Here is a 15,087-nt window from a genome sequence, read left to right as displayed (position 1 = left end):
GTGTGCTCGTATCACGCTCGTCTGAGCACCGCTCTGATGCAACAAGGAGAGCATGAACGTGACCAGTGCAATTGAAATACGTACCGAGGATACAACTCTTTTACCGGCCACACGCATCGTCGACGAATACGAGGCACGGGACGTCTCGGCGCACCCGCTGTTCGTGTCGCTCAGGGAGAACCCCGTCGATCTGCGGGCGATCTGGTTCCTGGTGGCGAACACCCACGCCGGCATCTCCCCCCATTTCGTCCGCTGGCTCGCCCAGACGATCGCCCGCATCGACGACCGCCGCATCGCCTCACTCATGGCGAAGCAGTTAAACGACGAGCTGGGCAACGGCGATTGCAAGAAGATCCACAGTGATCTCCTGGATCGGTTCGTGACTGGCCTCGATGGTTGGCGTCCGAGGGACGCCCGAGGCGACGTGCTCAGGCCCGGAAAACGCCTCGGTGAGCGATCCACGGCGCTGTTCGAGGCGGAAGATCCCTACGAGGCCGTGGGTGCGCTGATCGTCGCAGAGATCTTCGCGAAGAAGATGGATCGCTGCCTAGGCGACGAGATCCGGCGCCAGAGTGCGATCTCGCCGGACGCGCTCGCCTGGCTGACCATTCACGAGGTGCTCGAGGTCGATCACGCCGAGGATTCCGGCGCGCTCGCGGCGTTGGTCAAGGAGCGCGGCCCATCGCTCGCAGCCACATGGCGCGGAGCGATCGCGCAATGGGCCGCGCTGTGGGAGTTCCTCGACGGCGTGGCTGCGCTGGCCCTCCCCCGCAAGGCCGCTCAGGCGCATGGTCATGGAGGTGAATGACGTGGCTTGGAACCGTACTGGACTGACAGTGCTCGTCACGGGGGCGAGCGGGTGGCAGGGCGGCGCTGTCGCTCGAACCCTCCTCGCCCGAGGGCACCATGTGCGCGCGTTCACGAGGAGCGCCGATGGCCCCCAGGCCTCGCAGCTCCGCCAGCTCGGCGCGGAGCTCACGGTAGGGTCCTTCGACGATCAAGGATCGATCGAGCGCGCTGCAGCAGGTTGTGACGCCGTGTTCGCGATGGCCCCGTCCGAGGCGGGGGCCGACCTGGAGATCCGACAGGCGCGCGCGGTGCTCGACGCCGCCAAGGCCGCCAGGGTCGGACACGTCGTCTACTCCTCCGTCGCGAGCGCCGACCGTGGCACCGGCGTGCCGCTCTTCGACAGCAAGTTCCAGGTGGAGGGGCACCTGCGGTCGCTCGATGTTCCCTTCACCATCATCGGCCCGGCGTTCTTCATGGAGAACTTCTTGCGCGTCTTTCTCCTGCCCGGCCTCCGCGAGGGCAAGCTCCTCATCGCCATGTCAGGGACGCGGACGCTCCAGCAGATCGCGGTCGCCGACGTCGCCCTGTTCACCGCCTTGGTCCTCGAGCAGCGCGAGCCGTTCCTCGGCGTGCGAATCGACATCGCCTCGGACGAGGTCTGCGCGCTGGACGCAGCGGTGGCGATCACCCGCGCGTCCGGCAAGAAGATCCAGTACGTGGAGCTCCCGCTCGACGCCGTGCGCGCCGGCAGCGAGGCCATGGCCAGAATGTTCGCGTGGTACGAGCGCGCGGGCTTCTCGGCCGACATCGTCCGGCTCCGGCGCGATTACCCCGAAGTCGGGTGGCATTCGTTCTCGACGTGGGCGGCGGAGCAGGACTGGACGGTGCTCGACACCTGAAGCACGGCGACGAGAAAGGGCGTCATCCTCGGGACCCCTGGATCGAGAGATCCGATCGTCCGGGGGCTCGCGACGCCGCTCTTGCCGAGCGCCGACGGGGTGCTCGTCGACGCGCTCGATCCCGAACGGGCGAGCCGGACCATCAAGGCCTTGCTGGCGCGCCGTCGCCGAGCGGTCGCCCAGGGCCCCCGAGGAATCGACCGCTCGCCTGTCACCTTCTGGCGCCTCTGCCGTAGAGGAGGGTGAGCCCCGCGATGAGCTTCCTCTGGCCCTCCCGCGATGACCATCTCTGCGAGCTGATCGAGGCGTCCCGGCGCGGCGATCGCGGCGCGTTCCGGGCGCTCTACCAGGAGCTGTACGACCCGGTGGCGCGCTTCGTTTCGCGACGCGTGGGCCGGCGGGAGGACGCGGAGGATCTCGTCGCGCGGGTCTTCCACAGGCTGCTGGAGCGGCTGGGAGAGTTCGATCGGCGCAAGGGGACGCCGCGGATGTTCGTGCTCGCCATGGCCAGGAACCTGGTCATCGACCACGCGCGGGCGGCGCGGCACGAGGCGCCGATCGACGATCTCGCGGGCGTGCTCGCGGACGAGGCGGGGACGCCGCTCGACGCGCTCGTGCGGGGCGAGGAGCTCCGCGCGGTCAGGGAGGCGCTGGAGGCGCTCGGGGCGGAGGCGAGGGAGGTGCTGGCGCTGCGGTACGGCGACGGGCTGAAACACCAGGAGATCGCGGAGCTGCTCGGGCTCCGTGCGGACGCGGTGAAGCAGCGGGCGTCGCGGGCGCTGCGCGAGCTCAAGGCGCGGCTCGAGGCGCGCGCCGAGCAGGACGCGGGCGAGTCCCGCGGAGAGGGTGTTTCCAATGCTGGGCTTTGAGGTGCGACGAAAGCTGCGCCGGCTGTTCGGGGAGCCGGCGCAGCTCAGGCCAGCGCACGCGCGCGAGCTCGAAGGCGAGCTGATGGCGGCGTTCGGCCAGCTCTACCCCGAGCAGGAGGTGGTCCCGATGAAGCGGCTCTGGTTGCGCAAGGCGCTGGTGGTGGCGGCGGCGGCAGCGGTGTGCGGGGCGGCGGCGTGCGTGGCGCCGGCGGACGTGGAGGTGCCCGTGGGACGGAGCATCCGCATCCAGGTGGCGGACGGCGCGGAGCTGCCCGAGCCCGAGGCGCTCATGGCGGCCGTGCGCGGCGAAGGGAAGACGGAGCGGAGGGCGCGGGTCCTGGTGCGGGGGCGGCGCGGGGACGGGGCGACGACGCTGACGCTCGACGTGTGGGGCGACGAGGTGCCGGAGGGCGACGCGGCCGAGCGGATCCGGGCGGCGTTCCCGGCGCTCGCCGGCGCGGAGATCCGGGAGGACGTGCTGGCGGGGACCGTGCGCGGGACACTGGGAGCAAAGCTCGGGCACGAGCTGCTCGATCTGGACGTGCTCGACAAGGACGACGTGGAAGCGGCGCGGCGGCAGGTGATGGAGCAGCTCGCGGCGCAAGGGGTCGAGGGAAAGGTCGACGTGCAGATCGAGGGGGACGGAGAGAAGCGGAAGGTGAAGGTGCAGATCAAGCTGGATGGCCCTCCGCAGGACGAGGCGGAGACGGCACCTCCGCCGTAGCCGAACGAGGCGGAGATGGTGCCTCCGCCGTGTCCGCACGAGGCGGAGGGGGCGTCCGCGGAGCTCAGCAGCGCGCGAGGCGACGCGCTCGTCGCCCGATGAAGGCGGAGAAGACAGGGCCGCCTCACGCTTGCTCGGGCACGCCCCCCGGGACGCGCGCGGGCAGCGGAAGCTCGACGCCCTCGGACAGGTTGCCCTTGCCGGGGACGTGGTTGATCTCGAGCCGGATGCCGTCCGGATCCTCGAAGACGATAGAGTAGTAACCTGCCGCCCACGCACCGTCCTGCGGCGCCTGCACGAGCTTGCCGCCGAGCGCGGCCAGCGTGCTCTCGAAGAACTCGTGGAATGCGTCGATATCCTCGCGGCTGCGGGCGCGGAAGCACAGGTGGTGCAGCCCGGGCTTGTACTGGTGAAAGCGGGCGCCGGCGTGCTCCGGGTTCACGGGGCGAATCAACAGGCCGGTCTTGCCGCCGATGTAATAGAGCATGGGCCGTTCGTCCTCGCTGCCCGGATCGTCGTACTGGCACTGCATCTCGAAGTGCTCGCACAGCGCGCGGTAAAACGCGCGGCTGCGCGGGAAGTCCGTGACCGAGAGCTGGATATGGGCGATTCCGGCGAGGTTCATGGCGATCACGGTAGCCCAGCTCCGGTCGTTCGAGCGCTCTTCGTGATCGGACAGCGCGTCTGCCCGTCCATGGTGTCGAGGCGGGCGAGGTCGACCTGGAGCTCCGGGGGCGCGTCGTCCCAGGCGGGGAGCAACCGAGGCTCAGCGCGCGCAGCACCACGGGCTCGATCGATGTCCACTCCCGATGGGACGCGCTGGCCTGCGATCGATCATCTGATCCAGATCGCCGCCAGATCGAGCTCCACCGCATCGAAGGGCTCGGCCCTCACCTTCGCGTCTTCCTCGTAGGTCTCGAGCAGCACCCACCGTCCGCCCTCGAGTCGGTACACCTCGAGCGTTCGCAGCAAGGGGCTGAGCAGCCACACGTGCCCGACACCTTCGCGCCGGTAAATCCGCATCTTCTTCCCCCGGTCGACACGCTCTGTACGCGGCGAGATCACCTCGCACACCCAGTCCGGAGGGACGTCGTAGTGCGCCGGCGTGTCCTCGTCCCCGAGGGCGTCCGGCATGCGCTCCCGCTTCCACCCTGCGAGATCGGGCACCACCTTGTCAGGCCGCGGCCCAAGGTGGAGCTCCGGCTCATCCAGGAGCACCCAGCCGCCGGGCCCTCCATCGCCGAGATCGAAGGCGCTGCCGAGCTTCATCGTCAGGCGTGACGCGCTGCGCGTGTGGGGGCGACCGGGCCGCGGAAAGGTGAAGAGCTCCCCGTCGAGGATCTCTGCCACCTGCTCGGGCGGCACCGCCGCGAATGCTGCCTCGACCTCCGGTGCGTTGCGGGCGGGATCCAGGTGGTGCGGCAGCACGCCGGTGCTCATGGCCGACCCTACCACGAGAGCGCGGTTGCGGCCGGGGCGAGGGCCTGCTCCTGCGCCGTCCGAGGTCGGGCGCCTGGCTCACGATGCCGGGGCCCAGGTGAGGGCGAGGACGCCGGCGCGCAGGCGGTCGCCGGAGGCGGCGCGTGGGTGCAGGTCGGCAACTTCGCAGCTGTTGCCCCTGCTCCCCGCGATCGTCCTTGTTCGTCTTATCCCCTCCGCGCGCCTGATCCAGCCGCGCAGCGCCGTCTCGGTCAGGTCGAGGTCCGTCGCCACCTGGCCGATGCTCCGGTCGCCCACCTTCACCAGCCGTAACACCTCCGCCTTCGACTCGGGCGTGAACGCCCTCCTCTTTCACCGTCCCATTCCTGCTCCCTGGTGTGGTCCGGGGTGTCCGCGGAAGCGGGAGGACCAATCCAGTTGCGGCGTCCCAGGGGGTGTGGCTAAAAGGCCGCGAACGATCCCCGGCGGAGAAGCAAGAACGAGATGCGAATTCCCAGCAGCCTGATGTCTCTGGCCGACGAAGGGCTCATCGAGGAGGTCGTGCGCCCGCTGATGAGCGGCAAGGAAGCGGAGGTCTTCCTGGTGCGCTCCGGCGGCGAGCTTCGGGTGGCCAAGGTCTACAAAGAGGCGCAGGACCGGACCTTCAAGAACCGGGCGGAGTACACGGAGGGGCGCAAGGTGCGCAACAGCCGCGATCAGCGCGCGATCAACAAGCGCTCGCGCCACGGTCGTGCGCAGGACGAAGCCGCCTGGAGATCGACCGAGGTGGACATGATCTTCCGCCTGCGCGACGCGGGGGTGCGCGTCCCGGTACCCCACCATTTCATCGACGGTGTGCTGATCATGGAGCTCATCACCGGCGCCGACGGCAGCCCGGCCCCGCGGCTCGCCGAGGTGAGACTGAACCCCGACGACGCGGTGAGGGTCTTCGACCGATTGCTGGCAGAAGCGGTCCGGATGCTGAGCGCCGGGGTCGTGCACGGCGATCTGTCCGACTTCAACGTGCTGATGGGGGCGGACGGGCCGGTCATCATCGATTTCCCGCAGGCAGTGGACGCTTCCAGCAATCAGAACGCGCGAAAGCTGCTGCTGCGCGACGTCGACAACCTCCAGCGCTTCCTCTCTCGGTTCGCTCCCCATCGACAGCCCCGCCCTTACGCGCAGGAGATGTGGGAGCTCTACGCGTGCAGCCAGCTCACGCCCGAGACACGGCTGAGCGGCCGTTTCCGGGCGTCTTCGGGGCGGGTCGATACCGAAGCGGTCCTGGGGCTCATCAGCGATGCCAACCACGACGAGCGCCGCCGCCGTGAGACGCAGGGGCTGAGCATGCGGGGCGTGTCGTCCCAGCCTCGCAAGATCGAGGTGGTGATTCTACCGAGCGGCCCGCGAGACCGCGCGCGCCGGAACGCTCAGGGAGCACAGGCGGGCGGCGCGGCGAACACGCGCCCAGCACAGGCGGGCGGCGCGGCGAACACTCGCCCAGCACAGGCGGGCGGCGCGGCGAACACTCGCCCAGCACAGGCGGGCGGCGCGGCGAACACTCGCCGGACTTGACGTCTTCGAGCCGCCTGCGGGTGTTCATGGCGAAAGCTCCCAGACCAGGTTCAATGTTAAGAACAGCTGCACCGGCATGATCTCGGCAAGCCGCGGGAGCTGGGTGAAGTTCGCCGGCGACATCCGCGTCCGATGCCGGGCTCAGATCACCTTGTCGTCCGAGCTCCCGGAGGGCGCGTCCGGCGTGGCGTCCGCGCTGCCGGCCGGCGACTCCCCCGGCCGTGCCTTCTGCTCCACGAGAAAGAGGGCCACATCCACCGCGCCCCCCACAGCGCGGTTGACGAGGCGGATCGCCCCGTGCACGCCGGACAGCGTCGTATCGTGGATGAGCCGGATCCCCCTCACGGGCGCCTTGATCGGGGGAATCTGCTCCAGCAGGTCGAAGGGCAGCTTCGCCGCGTGCTTCTGGAGGCGCTCCACGCGCCGGGAGCCGTGGTCGACCGCGTCCTCTACGAGGTCCTTCAAGCCGCGCCACCGGTCCATCACACCGCCTCCTCGCACCACGCGCGGATCTGCGCGTAGACGTCCGGGTCGTGCGCCAGGCGCAGGTGTCCGAGCGACGGCATGATCCGCGCGTGCTCCTGAGGGAAGGGCGAGCACCGGTCCTCGACGACCGCCCGCCCCGTGGCGCTCCGCAGCGAGACCATCGCGTCCCCGAACAGGAGGGAGAGCCTCGGGTCGGCCGTGAGCGCGCCGGCGATGAGATGATGGCGAATGTGGGGGAGCAGGGGCACGGGATGGCGACGATTCTGGAGCAGGGCGTTCGCGCTGGAGCCCTCCCAGTCCTCGCGGCGGAGATTGGCATACGCCAGGTCTTTCATCCCGCCGCTGCGGAGGTCGACGATGTCGGCGATGAGCTTCGTGTACGGATTGTCGATGCTCGCGAGCGCCCACGTGACCACGTTGCCAAAGCGCTCCAGCGGGGCGCCGAGGTGCGGTGTGCCGAGATAGAAGGCCCGCTTGACGAGGGGCAGCCACCGTCGATCCTTGTCGCTCGCCGCGTGCGCGGCGCTGCGCGCGACGAGGCCGCCCATGCTGTGGCCGATGAGGACCAGCTCCTCCACGGCAACAGGATAGGCGCAGACGAGCTGTTCGAGGAGGGCATCCAGGGCCTCGCCGTTCTCGGAGACACGGAGGCCGCTGTTGTACCGCACATAAAGCGGCGTGTAGCCGAGGTCGCGCGCAAGGAGCGATCCGTAGGTCTCGCCGTCCGGCATCGTCCAGACTTCCTCGGTGCTCATCAACCCGTGCACGAGCACGACGACGCGGGGCATGGCCTGGGCAGAGACGGCCGCGGGAAATGCCCTGGCAAGCGGCACGGGGTGCCCGTCGCGGACGAGCTGCATCGCGGTCGCGAGGCCGTTGCTTGTCCGCTTCAGGTAGTCGCCGAGGACGCCGTTGAGCACCCCGACGACCCGCTCCAGGTGGTTTCCCATGCGATGATCCGGCCGCATTCTGGCACGGATCGGCGCCGGGGGCGACGCCGGGCCCCGCTGCGCCGGACGGTGGCCCTCGGTGGCCGACATGCTGGGCGTGACGCTCCCGCGGCTGGCAGGGAAAGGACGGTCCCTGCCGCCACCGACGACGATCCGGCGGGGCGGTTCGTCCGCGACGTCGTGGCGAACGTCATCCGATCACTGGAGGGGAAGAGCGCAAAGCCGCTCGCCCGCTCCGGCGCGGTGAGGCGCACGCGGTGAAGGATGTTGTTCGTGGCTATCTGCCCGACAGCGCCCCCGCCAGCCGCTCGGCCAGGTCGCCCCTCGGCTCCACCCGCACGCGCTCCAGCCCCAGCCACGCGGCCATGGTCCGCAGCTCGCCCGCCAGCCGCTCCGGCGTCTGCGCGCCCGCCAACGGCTCGGCGTGGCTTGCCTGCACGATCAGCACGCCCGCCTTGCGATCGGCCTTCAGGTCCACCCGCGCGGTGATCGCGTCGCCCTCGAGGAACGGCAGCACGTAGTAGCCGTGGGTCCGCTTCGCCGCGGGGGTGTAGATCTCGAGCCGCACCCGCACGCCGAACATCCGCTCGGTGCGCTCGCGAAACCAGATCAGGTTGTCGAAGGGCGAGAGGAGGGCGCAGGCCTCGATCCGCCGCGGCCGCCGGGCGGCGGGATCGAGGAAGGCCGGCTCCCGCCAGCCCTTCACGCCCACGGGGATCAGCTCACCGGCTTCGACGAGCTCGGTGACCCGCGCCTTCGTCTCGGCGACCCCCATGCGGAAATGGTCCCGCAGGTCCCGCTCGGTCGCCACGCCCAGGGCCCGGGCGGCGATGCGGATCAGCGCGCGCTGGGCGTCCTCGCGCGCAGGCGTCGGCGCCTCGATCACCGCGCTGGGCAGCACGCTCTCCGGCAGGCCATACACCCTCTCGAAGGTCCCCCGCCGGGTGGCGGTCGTCAGCTCGCCGATCCAGAACAGGCACTCGGCCGCCCGCTTGGCGTCGCTCCAGCCCCACCAGCCGCCCGGCCCCTTCTTGCCAATCTCGAGCTCGGAGGCGGCCAGCGGCCCGCGCTCGCGGATCTGTTCCAGCGCCCCGTCCACCACCGGCCGGTGCTCGCGCAGGAAGCGCGCCACACCCTTCCAGACGCCCACCCCGTCGTGCGCGTCGGCCATCCGCCAGCGCAGCAGCGGCTGGGTGGTGAGCGGCAACAGCGAGGCCTCGTGCGCCCAGTACTCGAACAGCGGCCGCTTCCTCGCCCACGCGAGCTCCTCCAGCATCGGCCGCGGATAGGCCCCCAGCCGCGAGAAGGCCGGCAGGTAATGGGTGCGCGAGACGACGTTGACGCTGTCGATCTGCACCACGCCCAGCCGCTCGATCAGCCGGGTCAACTGCTGCTTCGTCGTCGCCGGCCCGGGTCGCTCCGCCCGGAAGCCCTGCGCCGCCAGCGCGATGCGCCGGGCCTCCGCCGCCGACAGGGTGTCCTTCATCCGCGCCTTCCGTCCGTTGAGGCCCGCACCCTAGCTGGCCCAGCTCACTTGGCAACAGATCATCGACCCCCTCCTGACATCTGATCCCGGTGCGTTCTTCCGCGTTCCGCTGGAGCTCACGCTGACCGTCGCCGACGAGCCGCGCTGGTCACCCTCGATGTCGCGGAAGGCGGCGAGCGCAGAGGGCCAGGGGCGCATATCTCGAGCTGGGGACGCTCTGGCTGTGTCTGGAGCTGGACGCGCGCGCCGCGCGGCAGGTCGACGACTCACACCTCGACGTTGAGATTCGACGCACGGCTTTGGCCGGGCGCTGGCGCGAGATCGGGTCGATCGCGCGCCAGCGCACCGCGGCCAACAGCCCGCGCTGACGTCCGGCGCTCGCTCAGCAGCGCCAGCAGATGACCCCGTAGTCCCCCGCCGTTCCGCAGCACAGCTTCACGCCAGGGGCATTGGGACGATCGGAGCGCGCGGCGGTGCTCATCAGAGAGGTGTCGTCGGCGTCGGTCACGTCACCACCGGAGCACGCCGCATCGTCCGCAGCGCCCCCGAGCTCCGCCGAGGCGTCCACGGCCGTGGACTCGAGCTGCACGGCGCTCGCGGCAGAGGTCGGGCCGGTGTCGGCCGCCGAGATCGCGGGGACGGCAAAGGCGGCGAGCATGAGGGGGAGAGAGCAGAGCGCGAATCGGATCGTCTTCATGGTCATTGTCTCCTTCGGGCCTCGTGGCCCACGTGAAGGCGCCAGGGGCGCCGGCCGAGCAAAGCCCGCTGCGGGCAGAAGCGCCCACAGCCAGGCGTCTCCCCGCGCCGCAGCGGTGAGCGGTACGCCTGCGAGCGACCCGTATGGCGCTGCTTTCGGCGTTGGCGGCGCGGAGATGCCACCTCTACGCGGCAGCGGGCGGGTGGTTTCACGGAAGCTCATCATCCCGTCGTTCGCCCTCCCATCGGCCGCTGCGCTCTCGGGACGGATGGGACCGCGTTTCTCCGCCGGGGCTCATCGCTCGCCGGCCACCCGTATGCCGGGTGACGAGCCAGGGTCGCCCGAGGTACACTGCGCCCCATGAAGCTCGCCATCGACCTGTCGCCCGCGCAAGCCGACCGCCTCCAGGAACGCGCAAAGAGCCTCGGCTTGCAGCCGGAAGAGCTGGCGCGGGCCGCCGTGGCGGATCTGCTGACGACGCCGGACGACGAGTTTCGCGCTGCAGCCGAGGCTGTCCTCGTGAAGAACGCAGAGCTGTACAGGCGGCTCGCCTGAGCGTGCGCTACTTGACCTTGGCGGAGGTCTTCTTCCTCCACGAGCGGGTTCTTGCGGCGAGCGGTGGCGCCGCAGGCGTTCGCGACCTCCGCGCCGTCGAGGCTGCTGTGGCCCAGCCGAAGGCGACCTTCGGAGGTGAAGAGCTCTATCCTACCGTGATCGCCAAGGCAGCAACTCTCTGCTTCTCGCTCGTGCAAGGCCACCCATTCATCGACGGTAACAAGCGTGTCGGTCATGCGGCGATGGAAGTCTTCCTGATGCTGAACGGCTACTCCCTTGATGCCCACGTCGATGTTCAAGAGCGCATCATGCTCTCGCTTGCTTCCGGCGCGCTCTCACGACACGAGCTCCTCGCTTGGCTCGAACAGCATGTCCGGCGACGGGAGCCCTCCGTCTAGCAGGAGTTTACGCACGCCGGTTATCAGACGCCCTCGCGCGCCGCGGCGCCCCTCGGGAATTCCGTCGTCGCGCCCCTGCAAAATTTCGCCCCCAATACAACAGCGAGCCAGAACGGCGCGACGGCGGCGTGCGTGGGCGGTTGCGACAGCGACGATCAGTGCCAGGTCGCCTGCAACGGCGAGACGCAGCGCTGCTCCCTCGACGAGGCGTGCGACAACCACGAGGACGACGACGGGGACGTCCTGCAGGACTGCGAGGAGCTCGACTGTTCCAAGCACGAAGCGTGCGTGGACGGCATTGCCGCGGCGTGCGCGGGGGCGATCGACGTGTCGGCGGGCGGCGCGTTCACGGGCAGCACCAAGGACGGCACGAACGTGTTCGCCACGATCTGCTCTGCCTCCAACGGCACATATGCGGTCGGCGTGGGTGTGAAGGAGAAGGTCTTCCGGTTCGTGGCGCCGGCCAAGGGGGCGGTCGTCTTCGCCCCGAGGTCCGCCGCGGGCGGCGGCTACGACTGGTACGTCCGGACGGGCTGCGACGACTCCTCGACGCTGCTCGGCTGCTCGGTCGCGCTCGGCCCGGATGAGCTTGCGGTCGAGCTCCTGGTCGAGGCCGGGGAGACGCGCTTCCTCTTCATCGATGACACCGGTGAAAGGGACCCGGAGTATGCGCTCGAGGTGGCCTTCGCGGAGCAGGCCTGCGGCGATGGGGTGAGGGTGGGCACGGAGGAGTGCGACGACGGCAATGCCGCGGACGGCGACACGTGCTCGAGCGCGTGTGTGCTCGACCCGGAGGCGGCGTGCGCGGGCGCGGCGCCGGTGACGGCCGCGGCGGTGACGGGCGACACGTCCGAGGGCACGCGCGGCTTCACGGCGACATGCGCGGGCGACGGCCCGGAGCTCGTGTACCGCTATTCCCCCGAGGCGGACGGCAGCGCGACGATCACCGTGACGCCGACGGGATCCGCCGATCTCGTTCTCCACGTGCGGACGGACTGCGGCGAGAGCGCGACCGAGATCAACTGCCTGGACGCCGGCTACGCCGGAGACCCCGAGTCGGTCACGCTGGATGTGGCTGCGGGGACTCCGCTCGACATCTTCGTCGACAGCTACAACAATGTCTCTGCCGGCTCGTTCGAGCTGAGCATCACCCCGGGTCGACCTGCTGACACGGCCGGACGAACGCGGCCATCACCCGAGCTTCACATGGAAGCCCGCTCGATGAGGTCGGCGGCGACGGCCGTTCCATCCACCGCCACGGCGCCCGCGCTCGCGGCCGCGCGGGCAGCGACCCCGTGGTCGAGGGCGCCCTCCAGCGCGGCCAGAAGGGACCCCGCGCTCAGCGCTCCATGGGCCACGGACGTCCCGAGCCCGAGCGCCCGGACGCGCGAGGCCCAGTAGGGCTGATCGGCGAACATCGGGACGATCACCTGCGGGACGCCCGCGCGCGCCGCCGTCGTTGTCGTACCCGCCCCGCCGTGGTGCACCACCGCGGCGACCCTCGGGAACAGCGCCTGCTGGTTGACGTCGCCGATCGCGATGCCGTCGGGGGCGTCGTCGACGAGACCGAGCTCGGCCCACCCCTGCGACAGCACGACCCGGCGCCCCGCAGCCCGCACGGCCTCGATGACCATGCGGCCGGTCTGCTGGTCGACAGGCATGCTGCCGAAGCCGATGTAGACGGGCGGCTCGCCGGCGGCGAGGAACGCTTCCAGCTCGGGTACGAGCGGTGCCTGGTCGGGAAGGAGCCAGGCTCCCGTCTGCGTGACCTGCAGGCCGGGCGTCGCCGGCAGCGGCCCAAGGACCGAGTCCGTCGCGAGCCACGGCGCCTTGCCCAGGATGTGGCTGAAGACGTCGCTCAGCGGACCCAGGCCAAGGCGCTCTCGATTGGCGTTGAGCCGCTCGAGGAGGCGCTCGTTCCAGCTCCGCGATTCGTCCTGCCAGCGCCGGAGGTTCGATTCCGGGTCGCCCCCGGGCTCACCGCCGGGCGCATGGTCCGGCGACGGCAGGACCACCGGCGCGTACACGGCGACCACGGACGGGATGCCCAGCCGTTCCGCGATGGACCGCGCGGCGTACTGGTGCGCTCCGCCGGCCACGATCACGTCGCATCCCTCGGCGGCCGACGCGGTCGCGTCGAACTGGTCTCTCACGAGGTGCTCCACCAACGCGCGGACCTGCTCCGGCGTCGGCGGGGCGGCCGGCGCGGCGGCCCCGCTCGGTTGCCGCATCGCGATGCCTATCGGGGTCGCCGTGAAGCCCAGGCCGCCCACCCAGTCGATGAAGTTCGGCGGAACGCAGAGCCTCACATCGTGCCCCCGACGCCGCATCTCGACGGCCAGGGCCACCACGGGTTGCACGTCACCGCGAGTCCCCACTCCCGTCAGCAATACTCGCATCGTCTCTCTCCTTCCACCACGCGGGCCGCGTGGATGACGGAGGCGACGATGGCACCGCAGACGCGTTTTTTCATCGTATCAACGCCTGAGTTCCGGTATACATGCTGAGACGGGAGGCAGGGCGAGGACGCCCATACAACGGATCATCCGTTCAGGCCCAGACGGCCGGGGCCTCCTGGAGCTGAGTTGGCTCGTCGAGCCGTGTGAGCGGAAGGTGCTCTCCTGCTCGGTGAGGGAGCAGGTGAATCCTTGTCGGCCCGACCAAGGCGATGGCCGATCTCGGCAGGGCTGCGAACGGGCTCGGCCTCGGCGCCCGCGGGGCGCGGAATGCATCTTGAACCGCCCTGATCCATGGGCGACGAGGCTGCGCATCCTGGTGACGCAGCGGGGGCCGCGGCGCTCCCGCTGAGCGAGGCGACGAGCGAAGCAGGCGTGCGCGGGCGCCCTGTCGATGCATGGCTCGAGGAGCTCTTGTCCCGCGCGGTGCGCCGCTACAACCGGCGGCCTCGCCCCGCGATCATCGCAGAGTCGACCGGCGTGACGGAGTCGACCGACGCGCGCGCGGTCATCCGGCGCGCCTGCATCCGCTCGGCGCTCGCGGGCGGCGCCACCGGGGCGCTCTCGACCGGCGCGGCCGTGGCCACGGCCGAGACGAACGGGCTCGGCGGGCTCGTCGCGATCCCTGCGGCCATGCTCGCGATCGGCGCTGAGACGGTGCTCCGGCTGCTCCTGCACGTGCAGATGCTCTGCGAGCTCGCGGATCTCTTCGGGCTCCGGTTCGATCCCGACGAGCCGGCCGACGTGTGGGCGCTTCTCGCCCTCGCGTTCGGCGTCGCGGAGCACCCCCAGGACACGGACGATCCAGCGGGCGTGCTCGTGCGCGCGGCGCGCGAGCGCGGCTCGGACGTGGCGAAGCAGCTGGCGGCGCGGCTCGCCGGCGAGAGCGTGGCGCGCAACCTGGTGCCCGTGCTGTCGGTCGCCTCGTCGTCGATCACGAGCTGGGTAGTCACCCGGCGCCTCGGGGATACCGCGCGCCGATACCTGCGTTACCGGCGCGCGCTCGACGAGGCGCTCAGCGACGAGACCCTGCGCCCGCACCTCGATCGGCTGTTCGACGGGCTCTGGTTCATCTTCACCGCCGACGGCCGCCTCACGCCGGAGGAGTCCGCGTTGCTCGCGGCCGTGCTGCGGCGGCTGCCGGCCCCGGCGCGCGCTGGCCTGAACGAGCGCCTCGCCGACGACATCACCTGGATCGAGCGCCTCCGCGACGTGCCGGAGGGCGCGCGCGCCCCGCTGCTGCGCGCGCTCGAGATCGCGGCGGCCGTGGACAAGGTCGCGTCGCTGCGGGAGCGGAAGCTCCTCGTCCACGCCGCGGCGGCGCTCGGCCTCCGCGTCGACGAGGGCGGGCTCGATCGGATGATCCGCGAGTTCGAGGAGATCGGCACCCTCGGTGTGGCCGCGTAGCGCGGGCCGCCCGTCGCCGCGCCGCGGGGCCTCGGTCCTCGACGCGAACCTTCGACCGCTTCGTCCGGCGGCTGGGCTGCACAGCCGCCGGCGCGCGCAGCGCGCTCGGGATCGTTCGACTCGCGCCAGAACTCCAGGTACGAGGTGCGCTGCAAATCGGCGATGACGGCGATGCGGCCGCTCGTGGTCGGAAGCGCCACATCGAGGCTCCCCGCGAAGAGACGCGGCGCGGGCAGCGGCGCGCACGCGGCGAGCAGCGCGCTCGCGGCGGCGAGCAGCGCGGCCCGGAAAACCCGCCTGCTCACGGCCCTGGCGCTCGGCGGAGGGCGGGTCGGCCCTTCAGAAAGACGCCGACGAGGACGCCGAGGTCGAAGAGC

Annotated in this window: 14 protein-coding genes and 3 pseudogenes; 9 read left to right on the top strand and 8 right to left on the bottom strand. The window is 70.7% G+C overall.

What is annotated here, in order from left to right:
- Positions 1 to 52 precede the first annotated feature (52 nt).
- The 4 genes from WME73_RS49370 to WME73_RS49355 all read left to right on the top strand — a co-directional run bounded on the left by WME73_RS49370 (position 53) and on the right by WME73_RS49355 (position 3,281).
- Positions 53 to 808 (top strand): iron-containing redox enzyme family protein, encoded by a 756-nt coding sequence (locus WME73_RS49370; RefSeq protein ID WP_437914128.1) that lies wholly within the window; start codon positions 53 to 55, stop codon positions 806 to 808.
- 1 nt (position 809) lies between these two features.
- Positions 810 to 1,688 (top strand): NmrA/HSCARG family protein, encoded by an 879-nt coding sequence (locus WME73_RS49365; protein ID WP_437914127.1) that lies wholly within the window; start codon positions 810 to 812, stop codon positions 1,686 to 1,688.
- A gap of 254 nt (positions 1,689 to 1,942) precedes the next feature.
- Positions 1,943 to 2,557: an RNA polymerase sigma factor gene (locus WME73_RS49360; protein ID WP_437914126.1), complete on the top strand. Its 615-nt coding sequence runs from the start codon at positions 1,943 to 1,945 to the stop codon at positions 2,555 to 2,557.
- Complete coding sequence (locus tag WME73_RS49355; protein WP_437914125.1) at positions 2,544 to 3,281, top strand: hypothetical protein; 738 nt, start codon at positions 2,544 to 2,546, stop codon at positions 3,279 to 3,281. The genes WME73_RS49360 and WME73_RS49355 overlap by 14 nt, the downstream gene beginning before the upstream one ends.
- A 124-nt stretch (positions 3,282 to 3,405) precedes the next feature.
- Here the strand turns inward: WME73_RS49355 and WME73_RS49350 are convergent, their stop codons facing one another.
- From WME73_RS49350 to WME73_RS49340, 3 genes and pseudogenes are all read right to left on the bottom strand, one after another.
- A complete protein-coding gene (locus WME73_RS49350; protein WP_437856260.1) occupies positions 3,406 to 3,906 on the bottom strand; it encodes a VOC family protein in 501 nt (166 codons plus the stop codon).
- A gap of 209 nt (positions 3,907 to 4,115) precedes the next feature.
- Positions 4,116 to 4,721 (bottom strand): Uma2 family endonuclease, encoded by a 606-nt coding sequence (locus WME73_RS49345; RefSeq protein WP_437743231.1) that lies wholly within the window; start codon positions 4,719 to 4,721, stop codon positions 4,116 to 4,118.
- Between the two features lie 213 nt (positions 4,722 to 4,934).
- Positions 4,935 to 5,072, bottom strand: a pseudogene (locus WME73_RS49340) (transposase); the annotation flags it as partial.
- Between the two features lie 132 nt (positions 5,073 to 5,204).
- Between WME73_RS49340 and WME73_RS49335 the strand changes: the two are divergent.
- Positions 5,205 to 6,098, top strand: a pseudogene (locus WME73_RS49335) (PA4780 family RIO1-like protein kinase); the annotation flags it as partial.
- Between the two features lie 318 nt (positions 6,099 to 6,416).
- On the opposite strand, the gene WME73_RS49330 reads toward WME73_RS49335, so the two are convergent.
- From WME73_RS49330 to WME73_RS49315, 4 genes are all read right to left on the bottom strand, one after another.
- Positions 6,417 to 6,758: a hypothetical protein gene (locus WME73_RS49330; RefSeq protein WP_437743230.1), complete on the bottom strand. Its 342-nt coding sequence runs from the start codon at positions 6,756 to 6,758 to the stop codon at positions 6,417 to 6,419.
- Complete coding sequence (locus WME73_RS49325) at positions 6,758 to 7,711, bottom strand: esterase/lipase family protein (protein ID WP_437914124.1); 954 nt, start codon at positions 7,709 to 7,711, stop codon at positions 6,758 to 6,760. The genes WME73_RS49330 and WME73_RS49325 overlap by 1 nt, the downstream gene beginning before the upstream one ends.
- 277 nt (positions 7,712 to 7,988) lie before the next feature.
- Positions 7,989 to 9,197 (bottom strand): winged helix-turn-helix domain-containing protein, encoded by a 1,209-nt coding sequence (locus WME73_RS49320; protein WP_437914123.1) that lies wholly within the window; start codon positions 9,195 to 9,197, stop codon positions 7,989 to 7,991.
- 382 nt (positions 9,198 to 9,579) lie between these two features.
- Positions 9,580 to 9,894 (bottom strand): hypothetical protein, encoded by a 315-nt coding sequence (locus WME73_RS49315; protein ID WP_437743227.1) that lies wholly within the window; start codon positions 9,892 to 9,894, stop codon positions 9,580 to 9,582.
- Between the two features lie 360 nt (positions 9,895 to 10,254).
- Between WME73_RS49315 and WME73_RS49310 the strand changes: the two genes are divergently transcribed.
- The 3 genes and pseudogenes from WME73_RS49310 to WME73_RS49300 form a co-directional block, all read left to right on the top strand.
- Positions 10,255 to 10,449 (top strand): DNA-binding protein, encoded by a 195-nt coding sequence (locus tag WME73_RS49310; RefSeq protein ID WP_437743226.1) that lies wholly within the window; start codon positions 10,255 to 10,257, stop codon positions 10,447 to 10,449.
- Between the two features lie 2 nt (positions 10,450 to 10,451).
- On the top strand, positions 10,452 to 10,847 hold the full coding sequence (locus WME73_RS49305; protein WP_437743225.1) for a type II toxin-antitoxin system death-on-curing family toxin: 396 nt from the start codon (positions 10,452 to 10,454) through the stop codon (positions 10,845 to 10,847).
- 132 nt (positions 10,848 to 10,979) lie between these two features.
- A pseudogene (locus WME73_RS49300) lies at positions 10,980 to 11,627 on the top strand (DUF4215 domain-containing protein); the annotation flags it as partial.
- Between the two features lie 422 nt (positions 11,628 to 12,049).
- Here the strand turns inward: WME73_RS49300 and WME73_RS49295 are convergent.
- The gene (locus WME73_RS49295) at positions 12,050 to 13,246 is read right to left on the bottom strand and encodes a glycosyltransferase (RefSeq protein ID WP_437914122.1); all 1,197 of its coding nucleotides are present in this window, start codon (positions 13,244 to 13,246) and stop codon (positions 12,050 to 12,052) included.
- A 351-nt stretch (positions 13,247 to 13,597) separates the two neighbouring features.
- On the opposite strand from WME73_RS49295, the gene WME73_RS49290 reads away from it, so the two are divergent.
- Positions 13,598 to 14,710: a hypothetical protein gene (locus tag WME73_RS49290; RefSeq protein WP_437914121.1), complete on the top strand. Its 1,113-nt coding sequence runs from the start codon at positions 13,598 to 13,600 to the stop codon at positions 14,708 to 14,710.
- The last annotated feature ends 377 nt before the right edge of the window (positions 14,711 to 15,087 follow it).

The organism is Sorangium sp. So ce302 (genome assembly GCF_051530145.1).
Classification (GTDB): domain Bacteria; phylum Myxococcota_A; class Polyangia; order Polyangiales; family Polyangiaceae; genus Sorangium; species Sorangium cellulosum_B.
This window is presented reverse-complemented; position numbering and strand designations above follow the sequence as displayed.